The 26,938-nt window shown below is 68.1% G+C and carries 25 protein-coding genes; 5 read left to right on the top strand and 20 right to left on the bottom strand.

All coding sequences use genetic code 11. From position 1 onward, the window contains the following. Positions 1 to 32 precede the first annotated feature (32 nt). The 10 genes from ACAH41_RS24665 to ACAH41_RS24620 form a co-directional block, all read right to left on the bottom strand. Positions 33 to 767: a sugar transferase gene (locus ACAH41_RS24665; RefSeq protein WP_370538577.1), complete on the bottom strand. Its 735-nt coding sequence runs from the start codon at positions 765 to 767 to the stop codon at positions 33 to 35. Positions 768 to 911: 144 nt separating this feature from the next. Continuing rightward, positions 912 to 2,789 carry a nucleoside-diphosphate sugar epimerase/dehydratase gene (locus ACAH41_RS24660; RefSeq protein ID WP_325650528.1) on the bottom strand — a complete coding sequence of 626 codons (1,878 nt, stop codon included), beginning with the start codon at positions 2,787 to 2,789 and terminating at the stop codon, positions 912 to 914. A 22-nt stretch (positions 2,790 to 2,811) separates the two neighbouring features. Continuing rightward, complete coding sequence (locus ACAH41_RS24655; RefSeq protein ID WP_325650526.1) at positions 2,812 to 3,942, bottom strand: glycosyl hydrolase family 18 protein; 1,131 nt, start codon at positions 3,940 to 3,942, stop codon at positions 2,812 to 2,814. A 21-nt stretch (positions 3,943 to 3,963) separates the two neighbouring features. Continuing rightward, entirely contained in the window at positions 3,964 to 4,557 is a 594-nt protein-coding gene (locus ACAH41_RS24650; protein WP_325650525.1) for a sugar transferase, read from the bottom strand. A gap of 13 nt (positions 4,558 to 4,570) precedes the next feature. After that, positions 4,571 to 5,740: a DegT/DnrJ/EryC1/StrS family aminotransferase gene (locus ACAH41_RS24645; RefSeq protein WP_325650524.1), complete on the bottom strand. Its 1,170-nt coding sequence runs from the start codon at positions 5,738 to 5,740 to the stop codon at positions 4,571 to 4,573. Beyond that, positions 5,737 to 7,053: a glycosyltransferase family 4 protein gene (locus tag ACAH41_RS24640; protein ID WP_325650523.1), complete on the bottom strand. Its 1,317-nt coding sequence runs from the start codon at positions 7,051 to 7,053 to the stop codon at positions 5,737 to 5,739. Before ACAH41_RS24640 ends, ACAH41_RS24645 begins: the two co-directional genes overlap by 4 nt. Beyond that, positions 7,050 to 8,135 carry a glycosyltransferase gene (locus ACAH41_RS24635; protein WP_325650521.1) on the bottom strand — a complete coding sequence of 362 codons (1,086 nt, stop codon included), beginning with the start codon at positions 8,133 to 8,135 and terminating at the stop codon, positions 7,050 to 7,052. Before ACAH41_RS24635 ends, ACAH41_RS24640 begins: the two co-directional genes overlap by 4 nt. 5 nt (positions 8,136 to 8,140) lie before the next feature. After that, positions 8,141 to 8,740 carry an acyltransferase gene (locus ACAH41_RS24630; protein ID WP_325650520.1) on the bottom strand — a complete coding sequence of 200 codons (600 nt, stop codon included), beginning with the start codon at positions 8,738 to 8,740 and terminating at the stop codon, positions 8,141 to 8,143. Beyond that, on the bottom strand, positions 8,737 to 9,993 hold the full coding sequence (locus tag ACAH41_RS24625; RefSeq protein WP_325650518.1) for an oligosaccharide flippase family protein: 1,257 nt from the start codon (positions 9,991 to 9,993) through the stop codon (positions 8,737 to 8,739). Before ACAH41_RS24625 ends, ACAH41_RS24630 begins: the two co-directional genes overlap by 4 nt. 10 nt (positions 9,994 to 10,003) lie before the next feature. Then, positions 10,004 to 11,104: a DegT/DnrJ/EryC1/StrS family aminotransferase gene (locus tag ACAH41_RS24620; RefSeq protein ID WP_325650516.1), complete on the bottom strand. Its 1,101-nt coding sequence runs from the start codon at positions 11,102 to 11,104 to the stop codon at positions 10,004 to 10,006. A gap of 74 nt (positions 11,105 to 11,178) precedes the next feature. On the opposite strand from ACAH41_RS24620, the gene ACAH41_RS24615 reads away from it, so the two are divergent. The 3 genes from ACAH41_RS24615 to ACAH41_RS24605 all read left to right on the top strand — a co-directional run bounded on the left by ACAH41_RS24615 (position 11,179) and on the right by ACAH41_RS24605 (position 14,415). Continuing rightward, positions 11,179 to 12,552: an ATP-binding protein gene (locus tag ACAH41_RS24615; RefSeq protein WP_325650514.1), complete on the top strand. Its 1,374-nt coding sequence runs from the start codon at positions 11,179 to 11,181 to the stop codon at positions 12,550 to 12,552. Then, on the top strand, positions 12,553 to 13,257 hold the full coding sequence (locus tag ACAH41_RS24610; RefSeq protein ID WP_325650512.1) for a response regulator: 705 nt from the start codon (positions 12,553 to 12,555) through the stop codon (positions 13,255 to 13,257). A gap of 69 nt (positions 13,258 to 13,326) precedes the next feature. Continuing rightward, positions 13,327 to 14,415, top strand: coding sequence for a S41 family peptidase (locus ACAH41_RS24605; RefSeq protein WP_325650510.1), 1,089 nt, complete (start codon positions 13,327 to 13,329; stop codon positions 14,413 to 14,415). Here ACAH41_RS24605 and ACAH41_RS24600 read toward each other — a convergent pair whose 3' ends face one another. From ACAH41_RS24600 to ACAH41_RS24590, 3 genes are read right to left on the bottom strand one after another with little or no spacing between them, the layout of a single operon-like run. Continuing rightward, on the bottom strand, positions 14,416 to 15,006 hold the full coding sequence (locus ACAH41_RS24600) for an acyltransferase (protein WP_325650509.1): 591 nt from the start codon (positions 15,004 to 15,006) through the stop codon (positions 14,416 to 14,418). Next, entirely contained in the window at positions 15,003 to 15,944 is a 942-nt protein-coding gene (locus ACAH41_RS24595) for a Gfo/Idh/MocA family oxidoreductase (protein ID WP_325650508.1), read from the bottom strand. The genes ACAH41_RS24600 and ACAH41_RS24595 overlap by 4 nt, the downstream gene beginning before the upstream one ends. A gap of 5 nt (positions 15,945 to 15,949) precedes the next feature. Continuing rightward, positions 15,950 to 17,233, bottom strand: a complete 1,284-nt coding sequence (locus ACAH41_RS24590) for a nucleotide sugar dehydrogenase (protein ID WP_325650506.1) — start codon at positions 17,231 to 17,233, stop codon at positions 15,950 to 15,952. Positions 17,234 to 17,421: 188 nt separating this feature from the next. Between ACAH41_RS24590 and lysS the strand changes: the two genes are divergently transcribed. Together lysS and ACAH41_RS24580 are read left to right on the top strand one after the other, a co-directional pair. Beyond that, positions 17,422 to 18,942 (top strand): lysine--tRNA ligase, encoded by a 1,521-nt coding sequence (lysS, locus tag ACAH41_RS24585; protein ID WP_325650504.1) that lies wholly within the window; start codon positions 17,422 to 17,424, stop codon positions 18,940 to 18,942. Positions 18,943 to 19,035: 93 nt separating this feature from the next. Next, positions 19,036 to 19,692, top strand: coding sequence for a pyridoxamine 5'-phosphate oxidase family protein (locus tag ACAH41_RS24580; RefSeq protein ID WP_325650502.1), 657 nt, complete (start codon positions 19,036 to 19,038; stop codon positions 19,690 to 19,692). Positions 19,693 to 19,719: 27 nt separating this feature from the next. Here the strand turns inward: ACAH41_RS24580 and ACAH41_RS24575 are convergent, their stop codons facing one another. From ACAH41_RS24575 to ACAH41_RS24545, 7 genes are all read right to left on the bottom strand, one after another. Continuing rightward, positions 19,720 to 20,307 (bottom strand): protein phosphatase CheZ, encoded by a 588-nt coding sequence (locus ACAH41_RS24575; protein ID WP_325650500.1) that lies wholly within the window; start codon positions 20,305 to 20,307, stop codon positions 19,720 to 19,722. 128 nt (positions 20,308 to 20,435) lie between these two features. Continuing rightward, positions 20,436 to 21,224, bottom strand: coding sequence for an enoyl-CoA hydratase (locus ACAH41_RS24570; protein WP_325650498.1), 789 nt, complete (start codon positions 21,222 to 21,224; stop codon positions 20,436 to 20,438). Between the two features lie 175 nt (positions 21,225 to 21,399). Continuing rightward, complete coding sequence (locus ACAH41_RS24565) at positions 21,400 to 22,530, bottom strand: DUF3108 domain-containing protein (RefSeq protein WP_325650496.1); 1,131 nt, start codon at positions 22,528 to 22,530, stop codon at positions 21,400 to 21,402. Positions 22,531 to 22,619: 89 nt separating this feature from the next. Further along, positions 22,620 to 24,365 (bottom strand): PDZ domain-containing protein, encoded by a 1,746-nt coding sequence (locus tag ACAH41_RS24560; protein WP_325650495.1) that lies wholly within the window; start codon positions 24,363 to 24,365, stop codon positions 22,620 to 22,622. Between the two features lie 36 nt (positions 24,366 to 24,401). Then, the gene (locus ACAH41_RS24555; protein ID WP_325650494.1) at positions 24,402 to 24,875 is read right to left on the bottom strand and encodes a DUF3429 domain-containing protein; all 474 of its coding nucleotides are present in this window, start codon (positions 24,873 to 24,875) and stop codon (positions 24,402 to 24,404) included. A 112-nt stretch (positions 24,876 to 24,987) separates the two neighbouring features. Then, complete coding sequence (locus ACAH41_RS24550) at positions 24,988 to 25,731, bottom strand: DsbC family protein (RefSeq protein ID WP_325650492.1); 744 nt, start codon at positions 25,729 to 25,731, stop codon at positions 24,988 to 24,990. 19 nt (positions 25,732 to 25,750) lie between these two features. After that, positions 25,751 to 26,866, bottom strand: a complete 1,116-nt coding sequence (locus tag ACAH41_RS24545) for an FAD-dependent monooxygenase (RefSeq protein ID WP_325650490.1) — start codon at positions 26,864 to 26,866, stop codon at positions 25,751 to 25,753. Positions 26,867 to 26,938 lie beyond the last annotated feature (72 nt).

Raw genomic sequence — 26,938 nt, 5'->3', positions numbered from 1 at the left:
CGCCCGCCCCCACGCGATCAAAGCGCCTGGGATCAATACGCCCCGTGGCGCCCCACCATGACCTTGACCGTGCGCATCACGATCATGAAGTCAGTGAACACGTTCCAGTTCTCCACGTAAGCCTTGTCGAGCTGCACGCGCTGGTCATAGTCGAGGTCGTTTCGACCGCTCACCTGCCAAAGACCGGTCAGGCCGGGCGGCACGCTGTGGTAGTGCGCTTTCGCATCGCCGTAATAGCGATCAAGCTCAGCCTGCACCACTGGGCGGGGCCCGACAATGCTCATTTCGCCGCAGACCACGTTCCACAACTGCGGCAACTCGTCCAGGCTGGTCTTGCGGATGAAACGACCGACGCGCGTGATGCGGGGATCGTCCTTGAGCTTGAAGTCGCGCTCCCATTCGGCGCGAGCTTCAGGGCTGCCATCAAGCAGTTCTTGAAGTACCTCATCCGAATTGGCGACCATCGAGCGAAACTTGTAGCAGTTGAACAGTCGCCCGTCCTTGCCGACCCGCTGGTGGCCGTAGATAACGCCAGGACCGCTGCTGAGCCGCACCGCAAGCGCGATCAGGATCATGAGCCAGCCAAACAGGGCAAGGATCACGACAATGCTGATCAGGTCGAACAAGCGCTTGAGCGCGAAGCTGAAGGGGCCGAGGCCAATCTGTTGCGCCTCCTGGACATCATTCATGCTCAATGCTTCCGAAACACCTGCGCTGGATGCCGGATGCGAGCCACCCAGATCGCGGGGGCCATCATCTCTGTACATGTCGTTCCTCTCGACAAAGGGCTCGGTGCGCAACGAGCTCTCGGAGCTGGCGGGTTAGGCCCAAAACCAAGCATTATCCCCGCGACCCCAAAGGTAAAGAAGTGAAAACAACACTGTTGTCGGGCATTCGGCGCAAGCAGGTGATCAGCGCCGCCCGTATTCCTTGACAAGGGTGCTCAACGCCTCTCGCACCAGATCGGCCGACTGCACCGGTGAACTTGCGACCCAAGCCAGCAATCGCTGCGCGCCTTCGAGCGAGTCGTCCAACCGCGCGAGCCGCAATTCCTTGACCGCGGTGGCCACCGTCAAGTCCCCATCCGCCAGCAACTCCTCATACAACTTCTCCCCCGGCCTCAACCCGGTGAAGACGATGCGGATCTCCTGTTCGCTCTTGCCGGCGAGCCGGATCATGGTCTTGGCGAGGTCGACGATCTTCACCGGTTCGCCCATGTCCAGCACCAGCACCTGGCCGCTTTCGCCGATGGCTGCGGCCTGCAGCACCAGGCGCGCGGCCTCGGGGATGGTCATGAAGTAGCGAATGATGTCGGGGTGGGTGACGGTGATCGGGCCGCCGGCGGCGATCTGTTGCTTGAACTTCGGGATCACGCTGCCGGAGGAACCGAGCACGTTGCCGAAGCGCACGGCCATGAAGCGGGTACTGGCGTGTTCGGCGGCCATTGCGGAGACGACCAGCTCGGCCGCACGCTTGGTGGCCCCCATCACGTTGGTGGGGTTGACGGCCTTGTCGGTGCTGATCAGCACGAAGCGTTCTGCCTTGACTTCAGCGGCGGCGAGCGCGGCGTGGTAGGTGCCCAGCGTGTTGTTGCGCAGCGCGGCCCAGGCGTTGTCGACCTCCATCAAAGGCACGTGCTTGTAGGCTGCGGCGTGGAAGACGACTTGCGGACGTTCGCGCTCGAAGATGGCGCGCAGGCCGTCCAGGTCCTTCACGTCGCCGATCAGCTTGACCACCGGCAGCGCTGGGAAACGCAGGCTGAGGTCCTGCTCGATGGTGTAGAGATTGAACTCCGAGAGTTCGACGATGACCAGCTTCGCAGGCTGGAAGCGCGCCACCTGGCGGCACAGCTCGGAGCCGATGCTGCCGCCGCCGCCGGTGATCAGCACGGTCTTGCCGCGCAGCACTTCGCCGATGCCAGCTTCGTCCAGCTGCACCGGCTCGCGGCCCAGCAGGTCTTCGGGCTCAATGTCGCGCACCCGGTCGACCGCCGCCTCGCCGCTGCGCAGTTCCTCTGCCGACGGCACGGTGAGCACCGGCAGACCCAGCGCGCTGGCCAGTTCCACAGCGCGGCGACGCTGGGCGGCCGTGGCCGAGGGAAGCGCGATGATCAGGTGCGTCGCATCGCCGCGCACGCCGCGCTCGCGGATCGCCTCCAGCGGCCCGAGCACCGGCACACCCGCAATGCGCGCACCCTGCTTCGCGGGATCATCGTCCAGCAGCCCGGTGACGATCCAGCCCTGGTGCTGAATGCCGGCCAACAGGCGCTTTGCAGCCTCGCCCGCGCCCAACACCAGCGCGCGGCGCGGCTCTGCGCCGTTGCTGCCGGCGATCCGTGCGCGCGCATGTTCGTACAGCATGCGGTAGGCCACACGCACCATGCAGACGGCCATCAGGCTGAACAGCGGGTGCAGTGCGAGCACCGAGCGAGGCACCTGGTAGAGCTGCAGGCCCATGACCACCGCGGCGCTCGCGAGGCCGGCGGCGCCACACGCAAATGTCAGCCGCTTGACCTCGCCGAAGCCGGAGAAGCGCCACATGCTTTGCGGCACCTTCAGCAGCGCAAACGCGGCCAGGTAAGCCGCGACCACACCCAGCAGCACCCAGCTGTCGTACCACGGCCGCGCTTCCCACCAGCGTTCGAAACCGAGGCGAAACAGGTAGGTGGCATTCCAGGCCAACGCCACCATCAGCGCGTCAATGGCCAGGCTCAGCGGCGCACGATGCGGCCGCAGCCGGGCCAGCAGTTGTTCCAGGCGCAGCCAGCGCGAAGCAGTGGGGACAGTCATCGGGTCGACGGTGTTGGCGGGCTCAGGGCGCAAGGCCGCTGCGAACGGCGCCCCAGAACGCCGCATCTTCATAGCCCATGGCCCAGACGCTGGTGCCGCCCAGGCCCAGGCTGCGCACCAGCGCGGTCTTGGCAGCCAGGCTTTGCGCGTCGTCGAACCACAGCACGGGTTGGCGGGTGGCCTTGCTCCAGGGCTTGCCGTCGCGCTGCGGTGTCACCGCACCCCAGCTGGCAGACGGCGTGGCCGAGGCGCCATCGCGCACCGCCACCGCGCCAGCGTGAGCAGCAATCGTCTTGCCGTACTTGGACCAATGCACAACCTTGCCGGTGCTGTAGTCGTAGCCATAGGCCGGCAGACCGGACAGCACTTTGGCTGCCAGCACGCGCGCCAGCGTGTAGCCCAGCACCGCCTGCTGCCAGTCCAGGCCGGACTCCGGGCCTGGCCATTTGCCGTGGTTGAAGCCGGTGGTGCACCAGCCGGGGCCGACCTCGTCGTAAGTCATCACCTGCAGCCAGTCGACTGAGGCGCCCAGCGCCGCGTAGTCGTAACCGGCCAGCCAGGGCGAGGATGTGTCGTCGAACTTCGGCGGCACGCTGAGGATGAGCTTCAGCCCTTGCGCATGCAGGCGCGTGGCAAGGTCCGCCACAAAGGACGAGAACGCTGCGGCATTGCCCTCTTCCACCGCTTCCCAGTCCAGGTCGATGCCGGCAAAGCCCTGGCTCACGGCCAGTTGCAGCATCGCGCCCAGCGCGGCTTCACGCGCGGCGGCGTTCGCCAGGATGCCGCGCGACACGGCTGGGTCGAAGTCGCCCAGCGCGTCGCTGTAGTCCGACACCGTGGGGTACAGCGGAAGCGCCTTCTTCTTCGCGAACTTGATGATCTTCTGCGTGGTGCTGCTCATCCCCACGTCGCTCAGCGAACCGTCCGCCAGCAGCGACCAGGTCGAGCCCAGACCAACCGCACCCAGCTGCGCGTAGAACGCCTGCAGGTTGGTGTAGGCCGCGGGCACCTGGCCGTCGGTGTAGGCCAGCACCAGCGGTGTCGCCGTAGCGGCTGAGCCCTGCGACGGCAGCGCGCCCGCAAGGCTCAGTGCGGCAACAGCGCCAAGCAGCTGACGACGGGTCGGTCGGCCGATGAGTTTCGAGGAGTTCATTGGTTTCCAGACGGCAAGGCTTCAGCCTCGCAACAAGACACGCAGCGAGCGCAGCAACACGCCCAGGTCGGTCCACAGCGACGCGCGAACCGCGTATTCGGCCGCGCAGGCCAGCTTGGCCGGCAGGATCACCTCGCGGTATTCGCGCTCGGGGTCGGCCGCGGCCGCCAGTTGTTCGCCTTCGTTGCGAAAGCGCAGCGAGGCAGGATCGGTGATGCCGGGGCGCACGGCCAGCACCTGGGCCTTCAAAGCTTCGGGATACAGCGCGACGTAGCGCGGCACCTCGGGGCGCGGGCCCACCAGGCTCATCGTGCCCTGCAGCACGTCGATCAGCTGCGGCAGTTCGTCCACGCGGTGCGCGCGCAGCCAGGCGCCGACCCGTGTGACGCGCGCATCGGCGCCCAGCGTCAGCTGGCCTGCCGCTTCGGCATCGACTCGCATCGTGCGGAACTTGTGGATGCGGAACGGCGCGCCGAAGCGGCCCACGCGCTGCTGACGGAAGAGGACCGGGCCGGGCGAGTCCAGCTTGATCAGCAGCGCCACGACCAGCCCCGGCAGCAGCAGCAAGGCCAGGCCCAGCAATGCCGCCAGCAAGTCAAACAGCCGCTTTGCCACTGCGCCAAAGCCCTCAGTCCACCAGTGCGCGCCGCAGCGAGGCCACCACGCGGATCACGTCAGCGTCCGTCATGCGCGTGTACAGCGGCAGGCTCAGCATGCGCTCGTAGGCCAGCTGGCTTTGCGGGAAGTCCTCTGCACGCAGCTGGTAGCGGTCGCGCCAGTACGGCTGCTGGTGCAGCGGGATGTAGTGCACGCTGCAGCCAATGCCGTCGTTGAACAGCGCCTCGATCACGGCGTCCCGGCCGATGCGCGCGCCTTCGGCCAAGCGGATCGGGTAGAGGTGCCAGCTGTGCAGTTCGTCCGCGGGCGGTTGCGGCGGCAGGATGACAGGCAACTCGGACAGCGCCTCGTTGTACTGCGCAGCCAGTTCGGCACGGCGTTGCTGGAAACCATGCGCGCGGCCCAGCTGATGCAGCCCCAACGCTGCGGCAATGTCGGTCAGGTTGTACTTGAAGCCAGGGGCGACGATCTCGTAGTACCAGCTCGGCACCTTGGCCGTGAATCGGTCGAACGCGTCGCGGCTGATGCCGTGCAGGCGCATGACCTTGGCCCGCGCGGCCAGTTCAGGGTTTCGGGTGACCAGCATGCCGCCTTCGCCGGTCGTCATGGTCTTGTTGGCGTAGAAGCTGAAGACCGTGGCGTCGCTTTGCAGCGTGCCGACGAGCTCGCCGTTCAGCGTGGTGGGCAGCGCGTGCGCAGCGTCTTCGACCACCTTCAGGCCATGCTTTTTCGCAATCGCCAGGATCGCCGTCATGTCGCAGGCCAGGCCGCCGTAGTGCACGGGAACGAGGCACTTGGTGCGCGGCGTGATCGCCGCCTCGATCTTGGTCGGGTCGATGCACAGCGTCGCCGGGTCGATGTCCACCAGCTTGACGTCTGCGCCCAGGTAGCGCGCCACTTCGGCCGAAGCGGTGAAGGTGTGCGTGGTCGTGATGACCTCGTCGCCCGGGCCCACGCCCAGCGCCTCCAGCGCCAGGTGCAGGCCGGCGGTGGCCGAATTCACCGCAATGGACTGCAGCGACGCATCGCCCAGGAACTCGGTGAACATCGCCTCGAAACGCTTGGCCTTGGGGCCGGTGGTGACCCAGCCGGAGCGCAGCGTGTCCACCACTTCGGCAATCTCCTCCTCGCCGATCTCGGGCAAGGCGAACGGCAGGAAGGGCAACGGTTCAGTGCTCATGGGCGGCGAGGAGATTGGGAAGGACGGGGCGGCAAACCCTGGATTGTCGCCTGCCCCGGCTTGGGCGCCGGCGGCGTGCAAGCCGCGAGAAAACGTTTGGCCAGCACCGGGTAGGCATGCTCGGCCAGCACAAACGCCCTGCCCTGCCTGCCCATGGCCTTGCGCGTGGCCGCCGGCAGGCACAGCAGGCGCTTGATGCCTTCGGCCACGGCCTCGGGCGACTCGGGCGGCACGGTGATGCCGGCCCCCGCTTCGGCGACCGGATCGTTGCCCGCCTCCACCGCATGCAGCACCGGGCAGCCGGCCATCATGTAGTCCATCAGCTTGTTCGGCGCGATGCCGAAGCGGTAGATGGGCACACGCTGCCAGCCGATGTAGGCGACCTCGATGGCGCCGAGGAAGGACGGGATCTGCGCCTTCGGAATCGTCCCGCACCAGTGCACCCGGGCGGACAAGCCTTCCTGTTCGATGCGCCTGACCAGCCGCTCGCGCTCGTGCCCGTCGCCCACCAGCACGAACTCGACCGGCGAATCGGCCAACAGCTTGGCGCCGTCCAGCAACGTGTCCAGCGCGTTCGGCCGGCCCATCGAGCCGGCGTAGCCGATCACGTGGCGGCCGGCCTTGTGCGCGGTGCCGATGCAGGCGGCCACCTCGGGCTTCAGCGGCTCGGGCCTGCCGTCCCATTCCTCGGGCGAAATGCCGTTGGGCACGATGACCAGCTTCTTCAGGTCCAGGCCGCGCGAGGCCATGTGCTCGTGCACCTTGGGCAGCATCGAGACCACCACGTCCGCATCCCGGTAAGCCGCGCGCTCGGCGCTGCTGCAGATCAGCGCAAACGGGTGCCAGGGCGACATGCCCGACAGCTCGATGGGTGACAGCGGCCACAGGTCGTGTACCTCGAAGACCAGCTTCGCCCCCGCCTTTCGCGCCAGGCGCTGCGCGATCCAGATGTCCATCGGATAGGTGCTGGACGCAATCACCACCTGCGGCTTCAGCTCGGCCACCAGCGCATCCGCCTGCTGCCAGACCTGGGCCAGGAAGCTGGCAATGTTGCGCATGCGGCCCATGCCGTTGCCCTGGTAGGCAGGGGTGTCGAACCAGCGGTAGGCAATGCCGTCAATCGTCTCGCGCGTGCCGTCTGCCCCGGCGTTCGGGTCCAGCTTCGGCTGCTTGGCCCGCACATGCGAGAAGCTGGCCGCCAGCATCGTGACGGCATGGCCGGCGCGCACCCATTCGCGCGCCAGGTAATACGGCCGGTATTCCATGCCCAGCTCGGGGGAGCCGGCGTAGTGATTGAGGTACAGGATGTTCATGACAGGGCTTGCAGTCGCTGCACATAAACGGCAACGCTTGCGGGAAACAAGGCGTGTCCGCCGACCCAGGCGCGGTTGGCCGCCGCCACGTCGGCAGCCCGCAGAGACAGCTCGGCCAGCCGCGAAGGCGACGGCACTTCGCCGTCCGCCAGGACCATGCCATTGCGGCCATCGGCCACCAGCTCGCGGTTGGCTGGCAGGTCCGACAGGATGGGCACGCAGCCGTGGGCCATGGCCTCCAGCACCGAGACCGACACCGAATCGCTCTGTGGCAGGCTGAGGTACCAGCCAGCGCGCGCATACCAGCGGGCCTGGGTCGCGGCGTCCAGCCGGCCTACGAAGCGCACGCGGCCCTGCAACTGGCGATCTCGCGCCACCTGCGCCTCCAGCTCGGCGCGCAGCGAGCCGTCATGCGCGAGCACCAGCCTAGCCTCGGGCCAGTCGACCGCCAGCGCGGCGAACACCGCCAGCACACGCTGCGGCTGGTAGATGGGTTCCAGGCCGCGGTTGGCGAAAAACAGGTTCGCGTCCTTCGTGCCAGGTGCCGGCGGCAGCGCTTCGAGGCCAAACGGAAAGGTCATCACCTCCCCCGCGCCCAGCGCCTGCATGCGCGCTGTCATGTGCTGCGAGTCACTGGTGCAAAGCGTGCAGGCCCGCAGCACGCGGCCGGTGACCCAGCGCATCAGCGCGCTGCGCCCGGGCGTGACGAGGATGTCCGAACCCCAGGCCGAGCCGGCGATGCGGGCGTGCACGCCGAACACCCGCACCGTCAGCCAGGCCAGCGTGCCGTGCGAAGTCAGGTAATGCGGCGCCAGCCAGTCGGGCTGCACCGCTTTCAGCCAGCGCGCCAGTCGCGGCAACTGGCGCAGCAGCGCGCCATTGCCACCCTCGAACTGCATCGCATGACCCAGCGCCAGCCGGCGCTCGGCCGGCAGCAAGGCCTCGATCTCGGGCAGGAAACCGCGGCTGGAAACGGCATGCAGCTCGACCTGCTGCGACAACGCGGCCAGTGTCCGCACCCACTTCAGCAGGTGCGGGCTCTCGCCGTCGCCGATCAGCACCAGCCGGAGCGGAATTCGCAAGGGGTTCACGCCACAGGCCCGGCCCAGGCGTCATACAGCGGGCGCAGTTCGGGGAAACGTTCCAGCAGCCGCTCGTCAGCGCGCCGGCTGTCGCCGACCACACGGGCGGGCCGGCCTTCGAGGATCACAAAGTCCGGGAATTCGCCTCGCACGAAGCTGCCGGCGCAGACCAGCGTGCCGCGGCCCAGCCTGGTGTTCGCTTCGATCAGCGAATGCGGGCCGATGAAGCTGTACGCGCCAATCTCCACCGGCCCGGCGATCCAGCCCGGCCGCTCGCCGAAACCTGCCGCCGGCCAGCGCACGAAACCTTCGCCCATCAAACGCGCCGAGCGGTGCGAGCTGTGGGTCACGATGGCGCAGTGGCTGGTGATCTGCACGCCCTCGCCCAGCGTGATGCCGCCGCTGGCCTCCAGGTAATTGAACGGACCGATGTAGACGTGGTCGCCCATCACCAGCTTGTCCTCCGCCTCCAGGTGGGCGGCAGGTGAGATGCGGGTGTGCGGCAGCAGCTTGCCGCCGGAGCGTTCGCCGAAGACGACGCGGAACAGCAGCGAGCGCACCACGCGCCGGCGGCAGCGATTCAGGAAGGCATTGAACGAAGTCACAGCCGCGATTCTTTCACCACTGGCGAGGTGGCCGTGTCGTCGTCCACCGGCCAGAACGCCAGTTGCAGCAGGTAAAAGCCAAAGTACAGCAGCATTGCGCCTGAAACCGCCCAGCCCGCCCCGGTCAGCCCGCCCCAGTGCAGCCCGGCTGCCAGCGCGGCGACGAAGGCCACCTGCCCCACCAGCGCCAGCTTCAGCGCCCAGGCTTGCGCCTGCCAGGCCATGGTCACCACGGCCAACGGCGCCGAGATGAAATGCAGCCCGATGTAGACCGCCAGCGCCCGCGCCAGCTCGCCGGCCTCGCGCCATTCGGCACCGAACAGCCAGGCAAAGCCCCAGGGCGCCAGCGCCCACAGCAGCGCCACCAGCGGCAGCGCCAGCGCAGCCAACGCCAGCATGACCCTGCGCAGCGCCGCGCGCGCCGCGCGCGTGGGCCGTGTGCCAGCCAGCGCCAGCTTCGGGTACAGCGCCTGCGAGACCGCGCTGCCCACCAGCGTGGCCGGTGCCTTCAGGTAGCGCAGGCCCAGGCCCCAGAAACCAGCCGCCGTGGGGCCCAGACTGGCGGCGATCAAGGCCACGCCCAGCGTGTCCTGCAGCGCGCCGGTAAAAGCATGCGGCGTGTTCAGCAATGGAAAGACACGGTGCTGACCCGCCGCCGCGCGCAGCCCGGTCGCCGCGCCGCCCAGCGGCAGCCGCAGCCAGGCAGTCGCCAGCAAGGTCGCCGCGATGGGCGCGGCGATCAGCCCGGCCACACCCGCGCCTGCCCAGCCCGCCGCCACCTGCGCCAGCGCCGCGCCGCCGTACTGCAGCACCCGCGCCGCAGCCAGCGCCGAGAAGCGCTGCTCGCGGGTGGCCCAAAGCGTCGCCAGCGACACCACGCCAGCCGCCGCGACCGCCAGTGGCAGCCACGCCACCCAGGCACCACCACCCAACGCAGCCCAGCCCAGCGCGCCAAGCGCACTGGCCAGCGTCACGCCCAGCAGGATGCGCAGCGACAGCACGCGCAGCGCCTGCGCTTCGTCGTCGGACCGCGCCAGCGGCAGCGCGAATTCATAGCGCGCGCAGGCCACCACGCCCAGGTTGGCCGCGACAGCGGCAAACAGGTGGTACTGGCCGAACTGGGCCGGCGTGAACAGCCGCGTGAGCAGCGGCCCCAAGAGCAGCGGCAGCGCCTGCGCCAGCGCGCCGCCGGCCAGCAGTGTCAGGCTGGCACGCAGCAGGCCCTGCAGCGGTGGTGTGGCGGTGTCGCGCATCCAGGCCGGTTCAGCCGCGCAGGCCCACGGCGGCGGACAAAGCCGCGATCACACGGTCCTGGTCCAACTCGGTCAGGTCCGCGCTCATCGGCAGGCTCAGCACGCGCGCGGCCAGCTGTTCGCTGACAGGGCAGAACGCGCCAGCGGCGTATCGCTCGTAGGCGGGCTGGCGGTGGAGCGGGCGTGGGTAGTGCACTGCTGTCGGAATGCCGGCGGCTTTCAGTGCAGCCACGACCTCGTCACGGCCGTCCACCATCACAGTGAACTGGCCCCAGACGCAGGTTCGCTCAGGGCGCACAGCGAGCAGGTCCAGGTTCAGCCCGGCCAGCGCCTCTCGGTAACGCTGGCCCAGCGCCGCGCGCCGCTGCAGCTCCCACTCGAAGCGCGGCAACTTGGCCAGCAGCACGGCGCATTGCAGCGTGTCCATGCGGCCGCCCACGCCCAGCCGGGTGTGCGTGTAGCGGGCGCTCTGGCCATGCACGCGGATCTCGCGCGCGGCTTGCGCCAGCGCGTCGTCGTTGGTGAACAGCGCGCCGCCGTCACCGTAGCAACCCAGCGGCTTGCTGGGAAAGAAACTGGTCGCACCCCATGTGGACAGGCTGCAACTTTCCTGGCCCAGGTAGGTGGCGCCCAGGCTTTGCGCCGCGTCTTCGATGACCGACAGGCCGTACCGGTTGGCCACGGCCTGGATCGCCGCCATGTCCGCGACCTGCCCGTAGAGGCTCACCGGCATCAGCGCGCGAGTGCGCGGCGTGATGGCCGCCTCGATGCGCGCCGCGTCGATCAGCCCGGTGTCCGGCTCCACGTCCACGAACACCGGCACACCGCCCAGCAGCACGATGACTTCGGCCGTCGCGGCGAAGGTGAACGGCGTGGTGACGACCTCGTCTCCAGGCTGCAGCCTCAGCGTCATCAGCGCGATCAGCAGCGCCTCGGTGCCGCTGGCCACCGTGATGCAATGGCGCACCCCCGTGCGGGCCGCGAGTGCCGTCTCCAGCTCGGCGACTTCGGGGCCCATGATGTACTGGCCATGGTCCAGCACACGCTGCATGCGCGCATTGATCTCGGTTTTCAGCGCCGCATACTGGGCCTGCAGGTCGGTGAATTGCATGGGCCGATTGTCGGACAAGCCAAGGCCCGCGATGATGCGACCCTTTCCACGCAGCTCGCACCCCGCCTCGCCCCGTGTTCACCCGCCTGAAGCTCTCGATCGGCCAGCGCCTGTTCGTGTCCATCCTGGCCGCCTTCCTCCTGGTGGGCGCGGCAGGCGTGGGCCTGGTGCGCTGGAGCCTGTCGGGCGGAGCCCAGGCGTCATCGGCGCCAGACCGGGCTGCACTGGACTTGCTGGCCCAGGCGCTGGCCGAACGCTTCAGCCAGCACGGCGACTGGTCCTTCCTGCCGGCCGATGCGGCCCAGCGCAAGGCCTGGCTGCGCGACACGCTGGCTCCCGCCGCGCTCGGCGAGCGCCTGGGCCTGCTGAACACGCAGCGCCAGCTGCTGGCTGGCGTGAAGGCGCACCGAGGCCTGATCGCGCTCGCCTCCATCGACACCCTGGAACGCCCGGTCGTGGTCGACGGCGCCGTGGTCGGCTCGCTGCTGCTGGCGCGTGCCGAGAACCCGGCCGACAACCTGGCCGTTGCCTTCCTGGTCCAGCAGCAGCGCTCGCTGGCTGTGCTGGCAACCATCGGCGTCCTGATGGCGGCACTGGCAGCGGCAGCGCTGGCAGCCAGCTTCCGCCGACCGGTGCAGCAACTGGTGCACGGCGCGCGACAGCTCGGCGCCGGGCATTTCGAAGCCCGGCTGGCCGACAGCCGCCAGGACGAACTGGGCGAACTCGCACGCAGCTTCAACCAACTTGCCGCCCAGCTGGCTGCGGCCGAAGACAGCCGCCGCCAGTGGGTGGCCAACACCTCGCACGAGCTGCGCACGCCGCTGGCCGTCTTGCGCAGCCAGCTGGAGGCGCTGCAGGACGGCGTGCGCAACACAAGCCCCGAGCACCTGGCGCTGATGCACCGGCAGGTGCTGGCGCTGGCCCGGCTGGTCGACGAGTTGCACGAGCTGGCCAAGGCCGATGTCGGCCAGCTGGCCAACACCGCTGTGCCGGTCGATGCCTGGCCGCTGGCCCTCGACGTGCTGCAGGCCTTTGCACCGCGATTCGCCGAGGCTGGCCTGCACGCCCGCAGCGGCGTGGCGCCCGCGGCCAGCACGGTTCGCTGCGACCCGGACCGGCTGCGCCAGGTGCTGGGCAACCTGCTGGAAAATTGCGTGCGCTACACCGCGCATGGCGGCAGCATCGAGCTCCATGCCCAAGTGCAGGATCAGGCCTTGCAGCTGGACATCGACGACAGCGCGCCCGGTGTGCCGGCGGCTTCGCTGGCGCGGCTGGGCGAGCGTTTTTTCCGGGTCGAAGCCTCGCGTGACCGGCGCAGCGGCGGCGCAGGGCTGGGGCTGGCGCTGAGCCGGCAGATCATCGAAGCCAATGGCGGCCGGCTGCTGTTCAGCCCGTCGCCCTTGGGCGGATTGCGGGCCCGCCTTGTGCTGCCGCTGGAGAGTTGTTGAATGGCGAGCATCCTCGTCGTGGAAGACGAAGCAGACCTGGCGGCCATCGTGGCCGACTACATCACCGCCGCCGGCCACCAGGCCCAGGTGCTGGCCGACGGCCGCGAGGCGTTGGCCCGCGTGCTGCAGCAGATGCCGGACCTGATCGTGCTGGACCTGATGCTGCCCGGCATGGACGGCCTGTCGCTTTGCAAGGCCGTGCGCGAACAGTCGGACGTGCCCATCATCATGGTCACCGCGCGTGTCGAGGAGATCGACCGGCTGCACGGGCTGGATCTGGGGGCAGACGACTACCTGTGCAAACCCTTCAGCCCACGCGAACTGGTGGCGCGCATCAAGGCCGTGCTGCGGCGCAGGCTGCCCATGACCACGGCGCCCGAGCCGCCCTGGATCGTCAGCGACGAGACACGCAGCGTGACCATGCATTCGCAGTCGCTGCTGCTCACGCCCACCGAATACGCCTTGTTCGCCGCGATGGCGCGGCGGCCAGGGGCGATCTGGTCGCGCGCGCAGCTGCTGGACCTGATCCGCGGTGACGCACTGGACGTGACCGACCGCGCGATCGACAGCCACGTCAAGAACCTGCGCCGCAAGATCGCCGCGCACTGGCCAGAGGCAGACGTGGTGCAGTCGGTCTACGGACTGGGCTACCGGGTCGAGCTGCCGGCGGCGCCTGGTGCCTTGCCCGCGCCCTCGTCTCCATAGTTTCTCCACACTCTGTCGCGATGCTGCTGTTGTCGACCGCCATCACGCGGTCTCAACTGGAGCAGCGCAATGAAGACAGGAACGAAGAAGCGGGTGGCTGGTGCGGCCATGTTGCTGGCAGCGGTGGGGGCCGGCTTGGCCTGGCAGCTGGGCATGGCCCAGTCGGGCCCGCCGCAAAAGGACATGCCGCTGGACGCGTCGATGCGGCGGGAGGTCATCACGCAGCTGAACGCGCAGATGCAGCGCCACTATGTGGACGAGGCCAAGGCGAGGCAGCTTGCGCAGGCGCTGCAGACCCGCCTGCAGCAAGGCGATTTCGACCGCATCACCAGCGCGCAGAAGCTGGCCGAAACCTTGACCGAGGCGATGCAGCAGCAGCTGCACGACAAGCACCTGGAAATGCGCTACTTCGAGCAGGCCATTCCCGAAGACACGGGCCAGGACGAGACACAGGAAGACCAGGCCAGGGACTTCATCCGATCGCAGCGCCTCAATTTCGGCTTTGCCGAGGTCCGGCGGCTGCGCGGCAACATCGGCTACCTGGACCTGCACCAGTTCGGTCGGCCGCAATTCGTGGCCGAGAGAATTGCCGCAGCGATGACGCTGCTGGCCGACACGCAAGCACTGGTCATCGACCTGCGCCGCAACGGAGGTGGCGATCCGGAAAGCGTGATGCTGCTGGCCAGCTACCTGTTCGACCAGCCCACACACCTGAACGACATCGTTTGGCCGCGCGAGAACAACCGCACCGAGGCGCGCTGGACCACCGCCAAGGTGCCGGGCAAGCGCTACGGCCAGTCGCGCCCGGTCTACCTGCTGACCAGCGAGGACACCTTCTCGGCCGGCGAGGACTTCGCGATGGCGTTGAAGGACACCGGCCGGGCGACGCTGGTCGGCGAAGTGACCGGTGGCGGCGCCCACCCTGGCGACCGCCGCCGGCTGACCGCGCATTTCATGATGAACGTGCCGACCGGGCTCAGCGTGAGCCCGGTCACGCACACCGACTGGGAAGGCGTTGGCGTGAAGCCGGACATTGAGGTTTCTGAAAAGAAGGCGCTCGATTTGGCCCAGGTCGAGATCCTGAAGCGGCTGATCGCCGCCGAGAAGGACGCCGAGTGGCGCCGCCGGCTGCAGCAGCAGCTGGCCGAGCTGGATTGATCAGTCGAGCGGCAGCAGCGCGCCGGCCACCAGCCGGTAGCGCTCGCCGCTGGCCGGGCACACGGCTTCGGCGCCGTCCACCGCACGCACCGGCAGCGCCAGCTTCTCGCCGACGCGGCTGATCCAGCCGGTTTGCCTGGCCGGCACGCCGGTCACCAGCGCAAAGGCCGGCACGTCCTTGGTGACCACCGCGCCGGCGCCGACGAAGGCGTATTCACCAACCGTGGCGCCGCAGACCAGCGTGCTGTTGGCACCGAGCGACGCGCCGCGCCTGACCAAGGTTCGCCGGTACTCGGCCTTGCGCGGCACGGCGGCGCGCGGGTTGAAGACGTTGGTAAAGACCACGCTGGGACCGACAAACACATCGTCTTCCAGCGTCACTGCGTCATAGACCGAAACGTTGTTCTGGACCTTCACGCCGTGGCCGATGGTCACGTCGTTGGCGACAAACACGTTCTGGCCCAGCGAGCAGTTGTCGCCAATGCGTGCACCGGCGCAGACGTGGCTGAAGTGCCAGACCTTGGTGCCGGCGCCGAGCTGCGCGCCGTCATCGACGATGGCGCTGGCGTGGGCCCAGAAAACGTCGCTCATCGTTTCAGGAACGGATGCGCATCCGCGCCTAGCGCGGCAGCGCTGGCGGTGCGGATCGCGGCGACCGTCTCGATGCAATGCCGCGCATCGGCCAGCCCGTAGCCGTGGCCGGCCAGGATCTCGCGGTAGCTCACGGTGTGCAGGTCGGTGAAGCCTTCGGAAAATTCGAGCTGCTCGCCGGAGATGTCGATGTTGCGGAAGGTGGTCTTCTTGCCCTGCACCTCGGCCGGCAGGTCGTTCGCGTCAATCGACAGGAACCAGCGCACCCGCGCCCGTTCGTACTCCAGGAAGCCAGCGGCGCGCGCTTCTTCGTTCAGGTGCACCACGCTTTGCTGCAGCTGGCCGAAGATGAAATGCAGCATGTCGAAGAAGTGCACGCCGATGTTGGTCGCGACACCAAAGCTCTTGCGCGGGTCGCCCTTCCAGCTCTGCGCATACCACTTGCCGCGCGAGGTGATGTAGGTCAGCTCCACGTCGAACTTGGTGTCCTTTGGGGCAGCGGCCACCTTGTCGCGCAGCTTCAAGATCGCGTCATGGTGGCGCAGCTGCAGGATGTTGAAGACACGCTTGCCGGTCTCGGCCTCGACGCGTTGCAGCTCGTCCAGCAATGCCACCGTGGGCACCAGCGGCTTCTCGCAGATCACGTCCGCACCCAGCCGCAGGCCAGCCGCGATGTGCGGGTGGTGCAGGTGGTTGGGGCTGCAGACGGCCACGTAATCCAGCGCCTTGCCAGGCGTGCGCTTGCGCTGGTTCGCGTGTTCCAGGAAACACTCGAACTCGGTGAAGAACTCGGCCTGCGGATGCTGGCTGTCGATGATGCCGACCGAATCGTTGATGTCGTAGGCCACGGCCAGCGTGTGGCCCAGGTCCTTGATGGCGCGCATGTGGCGCGGCGCGATGTAGCCGGCGGCGCCGATCAGCGCGAAGTTCTTGTTCATTCGAATCACAAACGGAAGACGCTGACGCCGGCTGCGGCCAGTTCGTCGCGCGGGAACAGGGCTTTCACGTCGGCCAGCACCGGCTGCTCGCCGCGCAGCATGGCGCGCAGCTGCAGCACGGTCAACGCGCGGTATTCGCGGTGGGCCACGGCGACAACCAGCGCGTCGAATGGCGCCTCAAGCGCCGGGTCGGCCAGCGCGAAGCCGCATTCGTGCTGCACCTCGGCGGCGTCAGCCCAGGGGTCCATCACCACCACCGTGGTGCCGTGGTCGCGCAGCTCGCGCACGAGGTCCACGACCTTGGAGTTGCGGATGTCCGGGCAGTTTTCCTTGAAGGTGATGCCCAGCACGCCAACGCGGCAACGCGGCACGTCCATGCCTTTTTGCAGCATCAGCTTGACGGTGTTGCGCGCCACATAGCGGCCCATGTTGTCGTTGATGCGACGGCCCGCCAGGATGACCTGCGGGATGTAGCCGTGCTGCTCAGCCTTGTAGGTCAGGTAATACGGGTCCACGCCAATGCAGTGGCCACCCACCAGCCCGGGTCGGAATGGCAGGAAGTTCCACTTGCTGCCTGCCGCGGCCAGCACCTCGGCGGTGTCGATCCCCATGCGGGCGAACAGCACCGAGAGCTCGTTCATCAGCGCGATGTTCAGGTCGCGCTGGGTGTTCTCGATCACTTTGGCGGCCTCGGCCACCTTGATGCTGGGGGCGCGGTGCACGCCGGCAGTGACCACCGAGGCATAGACCTCGGCGACCGTGTCCAGCGTGGCCGCGTCGCAGCCCGAAACCACCTTCTTGATGGTCTCGAAGCGGTGCTCGCGGTCACCGGGGTTGATGCGCTCCGGGCTGTAGCCGCAGAAGAAGTCCACGCCATGCTTCAGGCCGGAAACCTGCTCCAGCACCGGCACACAGTCTTCCTCGGTGGCGCCGGGGTACACGGTGGACTCGTAGACGACGATGTCGCCCTTCTTCAGCGCCTGGCCGACGCTCTTCGAAGCCGAGATCAGCGGCGACAGGTCCGGCTTGTTGGCCTTGTCCACTGGCGTGGGCACGGCGACGATGAAGAAGTCCGCAGCATGCAGGTCGGCGATGTCGGCTGTGTAGCGGATGTCCGCTTCGCGCAAGGCCTCGGGCGTGACCTCGCCGGTGCGGTCATGGCCGGTCTGCAGTTCGGCGATGCGGCTGGCCTGGATGTCGAAGCCGACCACGTGATGGCTCCGGCCAAAGGCCACGGCCACCGGCAGGCCCACGTAGCCCAGACCGACCACGGCAAGTTTGCGATGCATGAGGAAAGATGCCGAAGCGGCGCCCAGGCGTGTCAAAGCGGGCGATTTTAGGACCGGGCGCTGCGGCGCCCCGGCCCTGGCCGCTTAAAATCGCGGGTTCTTCCGGTGGCGCCCCGGCTTGACGCCCGGCCACCGACCCTGTTGTTCCCCGCGAGACGCCCCGCGCCTTCGCCTGCCTGCCCAGTGCCATGAGCCACGACACCCAGCCTCCCGTGCCACCCGACGACAACCAGCTGATCGCCGAACGCCGCGAGAAACTGGCTGGGATGCGCGCGCAGGCCAAGGCCGCCGGCACGGCCGTGTTTCCGAACGACTTCAAGCCCGAGCACCGCGCCGCGGCGCTGCACGAGGCCTACGACAGCCTGGCCAACGAGGCGCTGGAGCCGCAGGCGGTGAAGGTCAGCGTGGCGGGCCGCATGATGCTCAAGCGCGTGATGGGCAAGGCCTGTTTCGCCACGGTGCAGGACGCCACCGGCCGGATCCAGTTCTACATCACGCAGGACGCCGTCGGCCCCGAAGTGCTGGCCGCCTTCAAGCAGTGGGACCTGGGCGACATCCTGGCCTGCGAAGGCAGGCTGTTCAAGACCAAGACCGGCGAGCTGTCGGTCAAGGCCACGTCCATCCGCATGCTGACCAAGAGCCTGCGGCCGCTGCCCAGCGACTTCTACGGCATGGCCGACCAGGAGCAGAAGTACCGCCAGCGCTACGTCGACCTGATCACCGACGAAAAGGCGCGCAACCGCTTTGCCGCGCGCAGCAAGGCCCTGAGCTCGATCCGCCAGTTCATGGTGGCGAACCAGTTCATGGAAGTGGAAACGCCGATGCTGCACCCGATCCCGGGTGGCGCGAACGCCCGGCCTTTCGTGACGCACCACAACGCGCTGGACCAGGAAATGTTCCTGCGCATCGCGCCCGAGCTGTACCTGAAGCGCCTGATCGTGGGTGGCTTCGAGCGCGTGTTCGAGATCAACCGCAGTTTCCGCAATGAAGGCATCTCGGTTCGGCACAACCCCGAATTCACGATGATGGAGTTCTACGCGGCCTTCTGGAACCACCACGACCTGATGGACTTCACCGAAGGCGTGCTGCGCCATGCGGCCGAGCAGGCCACCGGCTCGGCCCGCGTGACCTACGCCGGCAAGGAAGTGCACCTGGATCAGCCGTTCGCCCGCCTGTCGGTGCGCGACTCACTGGTCGCCCACGCCGGGCTGACCGAAGCCGAAGCCGATTCGGCCGAAGCCGTGCATGCGGCGCTCAAGCGCCTGGGCGAAGAGCCGCCCAAGCACTGGGGCCTGGCACAGCTGCAATTCGGACTGTTCGAGGCGACGGTGGAAGAAAAGCTCTGGCAGCCGACCTTCATCATCGACTACCCGGTGGAAGTCAGCCCGCTGGCCCGGGCCTCGGACGCGAACCCGGCCATCACCGAACGTTTCGAGCTGTTCATCACCGGCCGCGAATACGCCAACGGCTTCTCCGAGCTGAATGATGCCGAGGACCAGGCCGCGCGCTTCCAGTCGCAAGTGGCCAACAAGGACGCCGGCGACGAAGAAGCCATGTTCTACGACGCGGACTTCATCCGCGCGCTGGAATACGGCATGCCGCCGACGGGTGGCTGCGGCATCGGCATCGACCGGCTGATGATGCTGCTGACCGATTCGCCCAGCATCCGCGACGTGATCCTGTTCCCTGCGCTGCGCCGCGAAGGTTAAGAAAGCGCAAGAAGGGAACGAGCGGCGGCGTTCTCGAGTCTGCATTCAGTGCTTTTGCGTTTTGCCTTTTGCAGTAGACCTGGGTAAGGACCGATGAACCACAACGCCGACATTGCCACCCCGCTGCTGGCGGACGAGGCCGCATGGCAAGGCCCGGGCGGCCTGGCCGCGCTGGAAGAAAGGCTGTGGCAGGAACTGAGCCTTGCGGCGGCGACCAAGGGCCATGGCTGGCGCATTGCCGCGCTGGCCACCGTCGGGCCGGACGGGCTGCCGGACGCGCGCAACGTGGTGCTGCGCGAGGTGGACCCTGCGATGCGCCGGTTGTGCTTCTTCACCGATGCACGCGCGCCCAAGGTGACCCACCTGCGCCACCAGCCACAGGCGATGCTGCTGATGTGGTGCCCGCGCCTGGCCTGGCAGCTGCGGTTGACGCTGGACTGCGAGGTTCACGAGGAGGGCCTCGCCGCCTCTTCGCGCTGGGCCCAACTGAAGCTGACGCCTGCTGCACTGGACTACCTGTCACAGCGCGCCCCCGGCACCACGCTGGCGCCGCAGGACCTGCCAGCGACCATCGATCCTGCCGCGCAAGCGGCGACGGCAGCGCTGCAGACGCCCGCTTTGAGCAGCCGCGAATACTTTGCAATGGTGATGGGCGAGGTCCGCAAGCTGGACTGGTTGGGCCTGGCACCCGGCGGCCACCGGCGCGCCCGGTTCTCGGCAGGTGCCGAGCCTTGTTGGCTGCAACCGTGACGAAGAAGCCCTGACGGGGCGCTTCGTTCAGAAATCCATCGCGGCGAGCAGCGCGTCGACGTCGTCCTGCTGCATGGCGCGGTCCGGCGTCTGCACACCAGCCAACTCGGGCTGCACGATGTCTGCCTCGCTCCAGCCGTTGGGCAGTTCGTCTTCGACGATGTGGCGCAGTTCGGCCTCGGCACGCAGCAGGATGTCGGTGACCTTCTTGATGACCTGGCCAGACAGGTCCTGGAAATCCTGGGCCATCATGATGTCGGTCAGGCAGTCGTTCTGCTGGCGGGCGAACTTGGTGGTGTTGTCCACGTAGTCGGCGCACATGCGCATCAGCGCCCGCGCCTTCTCGACGGTCATCTCGGGCTGGTCGGCCTGGCGGCGCATCACCGCGGCCAGGTCTTCGCCGCGCTTGACCAATTGCTCGCATGCCGGTTTGGCAGCGTCGATGGAGGCCAGCACCTTGTTGGCGGCCTTCTCGGTCATCTTGCCGACGTATTCCAGGCGCTCGCAAGCGTCCGGCATTTCGCGGCTGACCTGGCGAAGCTCGGCGGCGACCGGCGGGCGCGAGGCTTCGGGACACGGGGAAGGGATGGCGGTGTGGGCTGCGACGACCTGCATGACGATGGTTCCAGATCTCAGTCTGATGATGAGTCCTTATCGGCCACGCCCCGCCAGGGTTAAGCCGCCATCTGCAGGATTTCCCGGCCCGCCTTGCCAGCCGCTTCCAGCGCACCTCGGCGGTGCGATCAACGGTGCTTGAAGGTCGGTTTGCGCTTGGCCAGGAAGGCCTCCATGCCCTCGCGCTGGTCCTCGGTACCGAACAGCGAATGGAACACCCGGCGCTCGGCCTTCACGCCGGAGGACAGGCCACTCTCGAAGGCTTCGTTGACCAATTCCTTGGTCAGCGCGATGCTGGGCGCGCCCAGCGCGTTGATCAGCTCTGCCGTCGCAAAAGCCTCGTCCAGCAAGCCGGCGGCCGGCACGATGCGCGACACCAGCCCGGCACGCTCAGCCTCTTCGGCGCCCATCATGCGGCCGGTCAACAGCATGTCCATGGCCTTGGCCTTGCCGATGGCGCGCGGCAGGCGCTGGGTGCCGCCGGCGCCCGGCACGATGCCCAGCTTGATCTCGGGCTGGCCGAACTTGGCGGTGTCGGCCGCCAGCACGATGTCGCACATCATCGCCACCTCGCAGCCGCCGCCCAGCGCAAAGCCGGCCACCGCGGCGATTACCGGCTTTTTCACCTGGCGGATGGTTTCCCAGTTGCGCGAGATGTAGCCGGCCTTCCAGGCGTCCATGTGGCCCAGCGTGACCATCGCGGCAATGTCGGCACCTGCGGCAAAGGCCTTCTCGCTGCCGGTGACGATGATGCAGCCGATGCCGGCATCGGCGTCGAAGGCCAGCAGCGCCGCGCCCAGCTCGTCCATCAGCCGGTCGTTCAGCGCATTCATCTGCTTGGGCCGGTTCAGCGTGATCAGCCCGGTCTTCAGCGCGCTCTCGCCGCGCACCTCGGTCAGGATGCATTCGTAGTCCATCAGGGTCTCCTGGCTCTTACTCGAAAAACACAAGGCTAGCCGAAGCCAAAGGAATTGAGCGAGGCTTACGTGATCGCCATGCGTGCAGCGCGCCGCGGTCCAGCGCCGGGCCGCCCCAAGCGGACCGCGCAACCCGCCCGGCGGGTGGGCCTGCGTACCCGCAGGACCAGGTGCGTCATTTCGACTGCAGCGGCGCGCCTTCGAGCACCATTTCGAGCAGGACGTTCGGGTCCTGCAGCATCGTCACCTTGACGGGCAGGTACTGCAGGCTGGGCGCGATCCACATCGTGATCAGCAGCTCATTGGCCTTGCGGTTGGCCAGCTCGGGCTTGAGCATGTAGGCCTGCACCGGGCCCATTGGCAGCTGCAAGGTCTCGGGCGGCTGCACGATGTAGCGCCAGACGCCCAGGCGCCGCGTCAGCGCCAGCGGAACGTCCAGCACCTGGCCGGGCTTCAGCAGCTCCGGGTGGGTCAGGAACCACCATGAGGTCTGCACGAACTGGCTGGACGAATCCTGCAAACCGGGCACCACAGGCAGGACCTTGCCGTTGGTGAACTCGACCTTGCCGTTGCGGAAGAACACGGTTTCGCGCCGGGTGGCCAGCATCAGCGCATCGGTCTCCTGGTCGAAGCGCTGCGGCACCAGGCCTTCGGGGCCGAGCAGGCCATCGCTCAGCAGACGGCGCTCGACCAGGCCCGGCACCTTGGCGGTTACGCGCACCTGGTAGCGCTCGCCCTGGCGCAGCCATTCGACCCGGGCGCTGCCGAAGATCGGCCGCACGCTGTAGTTGGTCAGCGTGAGCTTGTAGCTGAGCCGGGTGGACGGCGGCCAGTCGAAGGCTTCAGGCGCGGAAGCGGCAGAAGCGGCGGAAGCGACGCTGGCGACCACAGGGGCTGACGCCGGCTCGCTGGCCGCCGACGCCGCTTCGGCAACGACCGCCGGTGCGTCGGAGGCCGCCGGCTCAGGCTGCGACACACCCACGTCGGGCAGGCCAGGTGCCATCGCCGGATCGGCCAGCGCTGTTTCGGGCTCGGGGGCGGACGCTGCCGGCTGCGGCGCAATGACGGCTGGCCGGGCCGCCGGACGCGGTGCAGGAGGCGGCGGCGCCACGGCCACCGGCGGCAGGCTGGGTGCCAGTGCCTTGACGAAAGCGACTTCAATGGCCGCAGGCGAGCGGTCGGACGCGCCCTCGCCCAGCCGGTCCTGCAGCGCACCATTGGCCAGCCACAGGTGCAGTCCCAGCACCGCCATGGCGAGCGCGGCCAGCGCGCCTCGGCGCCGATGCGAAGGCTTGGGAGGCGTCACCTGCAGCTCACTTGATCACACAACTTCGGCTGGTGACCGGCGGCCACTACGGCCACCTTGCCCGCCCGCATCTTGCGCAGGGTCCGCGCTCAGCGGCCCAGCCAGGCCTGGCGCAGGGCCTGGGCCGCAGCCTCGGGCTTGTCGGCCAATGACAGCGTGAGGGGCGCGATCAGCGGCGTGGTGGCGGGCTTCAGCGTCAGCTCGCGCAAGCGCTGGCCACGCACCAGGGTCAGCTGCATCGCCGCACCCGGGGCGACCCAGGCGCGCGCGTCGTCGAAACGGCGAATGCGCCAACCGTCGATGGCCAGCAATTCGTCGCCTGCCGACAGGCCGGCCGCCGCGGCGGCGCTGCCGGCCATCACGCCCTTGACCTGCACGCCTGTGATGGGCCCTTCGCTGAGCTTGAGCCCGAAGGACGGCGCCCAGCCCGCGGCTTCGCTGCCCTGGGTGATGCCGGCACTTGCGAGCACGGCCGGCAGCGGCAGTTCGTCGCGGCCATGCACCCAGCTGCGCAGGTCGTCGGCCAGCGCAGCGCCGTCCAGCTCGCTGACCGCGGCGAACACCGCGTCTTCGGTGACGCCACTGGCCAGGTGCTGCGCCCACAGGTGGCGCATCAGCTCGTCCAGCGTCGTCTTGCCGTTGGCGCGCAGCCGCAGGTCCAGCAGCAAGGCGATCAGCGAGCCCTTGGTGTAGTAGCTGATGGTCGCGTTCGGCGTGTTCTCGTCGCTGCGGTAGTACTTGACCCAGGCATCGAAGCTGGACTGGGCCACGCTCTGCACTTGGCGGCCGGGGGAAGCGGCCACGCCGTTGACGGTGCGGGCCAGCAGCTTCAGGTAGCGCGGTGCGTCCAGGATGCCGGCGCGTACCAGCATCAGGTCGTCGTAGTAGGAGGTGAAGCCCTCGAACAGCCACAGCAGCCGGGTGTAGTTTTCCTGCGTGTAGTCGTAGCGCAGGAATTCGCGAGGCTTCAGGCGCTTGACGTTCCAGGTGTGGAAGTATTCATGGCTGATCAAGCCCAGCAGCGTCAGGTAGCCGTCCGGCAGGCCTTCCATGCCGGCGCGCGGCAGGTCGCGGCGGTTGGCGATCAAGGCGGTGCTGGCGCGGTGCTCCAGGCCGCCGTAGCCCTCTTCCACCGCGTTCAGCATGAACACGTAGTGCTTGAACGGCGGCTTTTTCTTGCCGTGCCAAAAGCCGATCTGGGTGGCACAAATGCGCTTGGTGTCGGCCAGCAGACGCTCACCGTCAAAGCCCGGCCAGGCACCGGAGACGACAAATTCATGGCGCACACCGTTGGTCTCGAACTCGCCGCGCCAGAAGGTGCCCAGCTCGAACGGGTGGTCGACCAGTTCGTCGTAGTCGGCGCTCAGGTAGCTGCGCTTGCCGCCGGCCACGGGCATGGCGGTGGCCGGCGGCATCGCCGTGGCAACTTGCCAGCCCTTGGGCAGCGTGCCGATCTGCACCTGGTGCGGCTGCGCTTCCTGGCCATGCACACGCAGGCACAGGCCGGTGGCATTGAAGAAGCCGCGGCTGTCGTCCAGGTAGGCGGTGCGCACGGACGTGTCGAAGGCATAGGCCTCGTACTGCACGGTGAGCGTGCCGCGGCCGGTGCAGGCGGCGCGCCAGGTGGTCTTGTCCAGCTGTTCCAGCACCACCGGTTGCTTGCCCTGCGTGGCTTGCAGTTGGCTGAGGTGGCGGCCGAACTCGCGCACCATGTAGCTGCCCGGGATCCACACCGGCAGGCTCAGCGTGGTTTGGGCTTCGGGTGCCGGCACGCTCAGCGTGACGCGGAAACGGTGCGTGGCCGCGTCGGCCACGTCAATGCGGTAGGCGATCATCGTGCAGTGGATGTCTGACGGAGGGTCCGCCGAAGCTCAGGCGCCAGCGGCACCGAGGAAGCAGCACAGCGCTGCGAGCATGCTCAGGCGAAAGCGCAGCGTCAGCCAGTGGGCCATGCCGCCTGCGGGGTACAAGCGGCGGTCAACCAGATAGCAGACCACCAGCGCCAGCCCCAACAAGGCCAGCCCGGCCGAAGCCGGCATCGCCATGCCGACACCGGCGACGATGGGCGGCACCACCGCCCAGCCGAAACTGCGCGGCCCCTCCGGATTGACACGCATCGCCAGGCCCCAGTGAATGCCGCCGAGGAAAGCCACGATGACCCCCGCGTAGCTCGCCAGGACCAGGGCCAGGCGCTCCCGGTTCTCGCCTTGCAGGTTCCAGATCACCAGCGCGCCGAGGAAAAACGGCAGCAGGCCCAGGTAAGCCAGCCAGCGAGCCCTGGGTGGCGGCTCGGCCGCCTCTGGCAAGGTGGGGTGGGCAGGACCGGAGGCGGACAGGAGGTTCATGAACCGCCATTGTGACCGCATGTCAAGCCGCGGCAACGGCTGCTGCGCAACACAGAAGCGGGAAAAAGACAGGCTTCCCACCGCTTCCTTTGGCCAGTTTCCGGGCCGGCGTTCAGCCCTTGCTGCTGACCTTCTGGGCACCGAGTTGCTTCTCGATGGCTGCAGCCGGCATCGCGCCTGGCGAACGCGTGCCGTCTTCGAAGACGATGGCCGGCGTGCCGTTGACCTTGTACTTGCGCGCCAGCTCGGAATTGCGGCTGATGGCGGTGGAATCGCACTCGCCAATCGACTTCGGCGGCTGCGCGCCGTCGATCATCCAGTTGCGCCAGGTCTTCATCGAATCCTTGGCGCACCAGATGTCACGCGACTTGGCCGGCGAATCGCCACCCAGGATGGGAATCACGTAGGTGTAGATCGTCACGTCCTTGAGCGTCAGCAAGTCCTTTTCCAGGCGCTTGCAGTAACCGCAATTCGGGTCGGCAAAGACGGCGATCTTGCGGGCGCCGGTGCCCTGCTTCACCACCAGCGCGTCCTTGACCGGCAGCTGGTCGAAGTCGATCGCGGTCAGCTTGTCGATGCGGGCCTTGGTCAGGTCGCTCTTGGTCCTGGTCTCGAACAGCGAACCTTCGATGATGTAGTTGCCGGTGTCGTCGCTGTACACCACGTCGGTGCCCATGCGCACTTCCCAAAGCCCTGGCATCGAGGTCTTGCTGACCTCGTCGATCTTCGGCAGGTTGGGCATGCGGTCGGCCAGGGTCTTGCGGATCGCCGCTTCGTCGGCCAGCGCGGTGCCGGCGAAGGTCAGCGCCAGTGCGCCCAGCAATGCGGCAGTGGCCGCGCGGGAAAAGGAGGTCATTTCAAATCCTGGTGGGGCTTCAGACATCCAGCGCATGGCTGGCGAGCCAGCGCTTCACGGGCGCCAGCTGGTTGACGAGACTCAGGCCGCGGTTGCGAAGTTCCCGCAGCCCTGGGTGATCGGGCGTGAACAAATTCCATAAACCATCGGTGGCGCGGGCCATGGCCCATTGGGCCGGGCCGCGGCGGCGGGCGTAGCGGCGCAGCAGCGCGGCGTCGCCGAGGCTGCGCCAGGACTCGCGCTCGGCCAGCACTTGCGCCAGCGCGGCCACGTCGGCCAAGCCCAGGTTCAGGCCCTGGCCCGCCAGCGGGTGCACCTGGTGGGCGGCGTCGCCCAGCAGCGCCCAGCCCGGGCCGGTCACGGCTTCCGCCTGGCCAATGGCCAATGGCCAGCTCATGCGCTCGCTGGCCAGCTTCAGCGTGCCGGCGGCACCGCCGGTGGCCTGGTTCAGCTCGGCTTCAAATTCGGCCACCGGCGCGGCCAGCCACTGCTCGGCCTGCGCCTCGGGCAGCGACCACACGAGGCCGTAGGCATGCTGCGGCTGCGGCCGGTCAAACGGCAGCAGCGCCAGGATGTCGGGGCTGCGGAACCATTGCAACGCGGTGCCGCCGTGCGGCCGGTCGCTGACCAGCCGGGCGGCGACCGCGCGGTGCCCGTAGGCATGGCGCTCGAAACCGACGCCACGCCGCTCGCGTTCGGCCGAGGCCTTGCCTTCGGCGATCAGCGTCAGCGGCGCATTGCCGGGTTCGGGCTGCAGCGTGACCAGCGGTGCGAAGCTCGCGGCCGACTCCAGCACCGCTTCCAGCGCCGCTGCGTCAACGATCCAGGCCAGCGCCGGCACCGCCTGCTGCCAGGCGGAAAACTCGATGGCCGCGCCAGGCGCGTCGCCATGCACCCGCATGTCCAGCACCGCGCTGCGGGCGTCTTCCGGCAGCGCTTGCCAGGCCCGCAGGCCTTCCAGCAGCGTGACCGACGCCGGGTTCAGCGCGTAAGCCCGCACGTCCGGACGCCGTTCACTGGCTTGCGCGGGCGGTTTGGCTTGCAGCGCCACACGCAAGCCCTGGCGGGCCAGGCTCAGCGCCATGGCACGGCTGACAATGCCGGAGCCCAGGATGCGCACGTCGAAAGCGGTCATGTGGCCATTGTAGGGACGCCCTAAAATCCTTCTTTTGACAGTGCCGCGACGGTTTTCTTTCAGCGACGAACG

It is taken from the genome of Ideonella sp. (assembly GCF_041287625.1).
In the GTDB taxonomy this organism is placed as follows: domain Bacteria; phylum Pseudomonadota; class Gammaproteobacteria; order Burkholderiales; family Burkholderiaceae_C; genus Ideonella.
The sequence above is the reverse complement of the archived record's forward strand: the minus strand, read 5'-3'. Positions and strand labels throughout refer to the sequence as shown.

What these genes read in the sequence shown, in the direction of transcription:
- ACAH41_RS24600 (WP_325650509.1), bottom strand. Translation starts at nt 15,006, where the DNA reads ATGAGCGACGTTTTCTGGGCCCACGCCAGCGCCATCGTCGATGACGGC.
- ACAH41_RS24575 (WP_325650500.1), bottom strand. Translation starts at nt 20,307, where the DNA reads ATGCAGGTCGTCGCAGCCCACACCGCCATCCCTTCCCCGTGTCCCGAA.
- ACAH41_RS24620 (WP_325650516.1), bottom strand. Translation starts at nt 11,104, where the DNA reads ATGCAATTCACCGACCTGCAGGCCCAGTATGCGGCGCTGAAAACCGAG.
- ACAH41_RS24550 (WP_325650492.1), bottom strand. Translation starts at nt 25,731, where the DNA reads ATGACCTCCTTTTCCCGCGCGGCCACTGCCGCATTGCTGGGCGCACTG.
- ACAH41_RS24595 (WP_325650508.1), bottom strand. Translation starts at nt 15,944, where the DNA reads ATGAACAAGAACTTCGCGCTGATCGGCGCCGCCGGCTACATCGCGCCG.
- ACAH41_RS24590 (WP_325650506.1), bottom strand. Translation starts at nt 17,233, where the DNA reads ATGCATCGCAAACTTGCCGTGGTCGGTCTGGGCTACGTGGGCCTGCCG.
- ACAH41_RS24545 (WP_325650490.1), bottom strand. Translation starts at nt 26,866, where the DNA reads ATGACCGCTTTCGACGTGCGCATCCTGGGCTCCGGCATTGTCAGCCGT.
- ACAH41_RS24605 (WP_325650510.1), top strand. Translation starts at nt 13,327, where the DNA reads ATGAAGACAGGAACGAAGAAGCGGGTGGCTGGTGCGGCCATGTTGCTG.
- ACAH41_RS24560 (WP_325650495.1), bottom strand. Translation starts at nt 24,365, where the DNA reads ATGATCGCCTACCGCATTGACGTGGCCGACGCGGCCACGCACCGTTTC.
- ACAH41_RS24645 (WP_325650524.1), bottom strand. Translation starts at nt 5,740, where the DNA reads ATGAGCACTGAACCGTTGCCCTTCCTGCCGTTCGCCTTGCCCGAGATC.
- ACAH41_RS24665 (WP_370538577.1), bottom strand. Translation starts at nt 767, where the DNA reads ATGTACAGAGATGATGGCCCCCGCGATCTGGGTGGCTCGCATCCGGCA.
- lysS (WP_325650504.1), top strand. Translation starts at nt 17,422, where the DNA reads ATGAGCCACGACACCCAGCCTCCCGTGCCACCCGACGACAACCAGCTG.
- ACAH41_RS24580 (WP_325650502.1), top strand. Translation starts at nt 19,036, where the DNA reads ATGAACCACAACGCCGACATTGCCACCCCGCTGCTGGCGGACGAGGCC.
- ACAH41_RS24655 (WP_325650526.1), bottom strand. Translation starts at nt 3,942, where the DNA reads ATGAACTCCTCGAAACTCATCGGCCGACCGACCCGTCGTCAGCTGCTT.
- ACAH41_RS24610 (WP_325650512.1), top strand. Translation starts at nt 12,553, where the DNA reads ATGGCGAGCATCCTCGTCGTGGAAGACGAAGCAGACCTGGCGGCCATC.
- ACAH41_RS24570 (WP_325650498.1), bottom strand. Translation starts at nt 21,224, where the DNA reads ATGGACTACGAATGCATCCTGACCGAGGTGCGCGGCGAGAGCGCGCTG.
- ACAH41_RS24660 (WP_325650528.1), bottom strand. Translation starts at nt 2,789, where the DNA reads ATGACTGTCCCCACTGCTTCGCGCTGGCTGCGCCTGGAACAACTGCTG.
- ACAH41_RS24640 (WP_325650523.1), bottom strand. Translation starts at nt 7,053, where the DNA reads ATGAACATCCTGTACCTCAATCACTACGCCGGCTCCCCCGAGCTGGGC.
- ACAH41_RS24625 (WP_325650518.1), bottom strand. Translation starts at nt 9,993, where the DNA reads ATGCGCGACACCGCCACACCACCGCTGCAGGGCCTGCTGCGTGCCAGC.
- ACAH41_RS24555 (WP_325650494.1), bottom strand. Translation starts at nt 24,875, where the DNA reads ATGAACCTCCTGTCCGCCTCCGGTCCTGCCCACCCCACCTTGCCAGAG.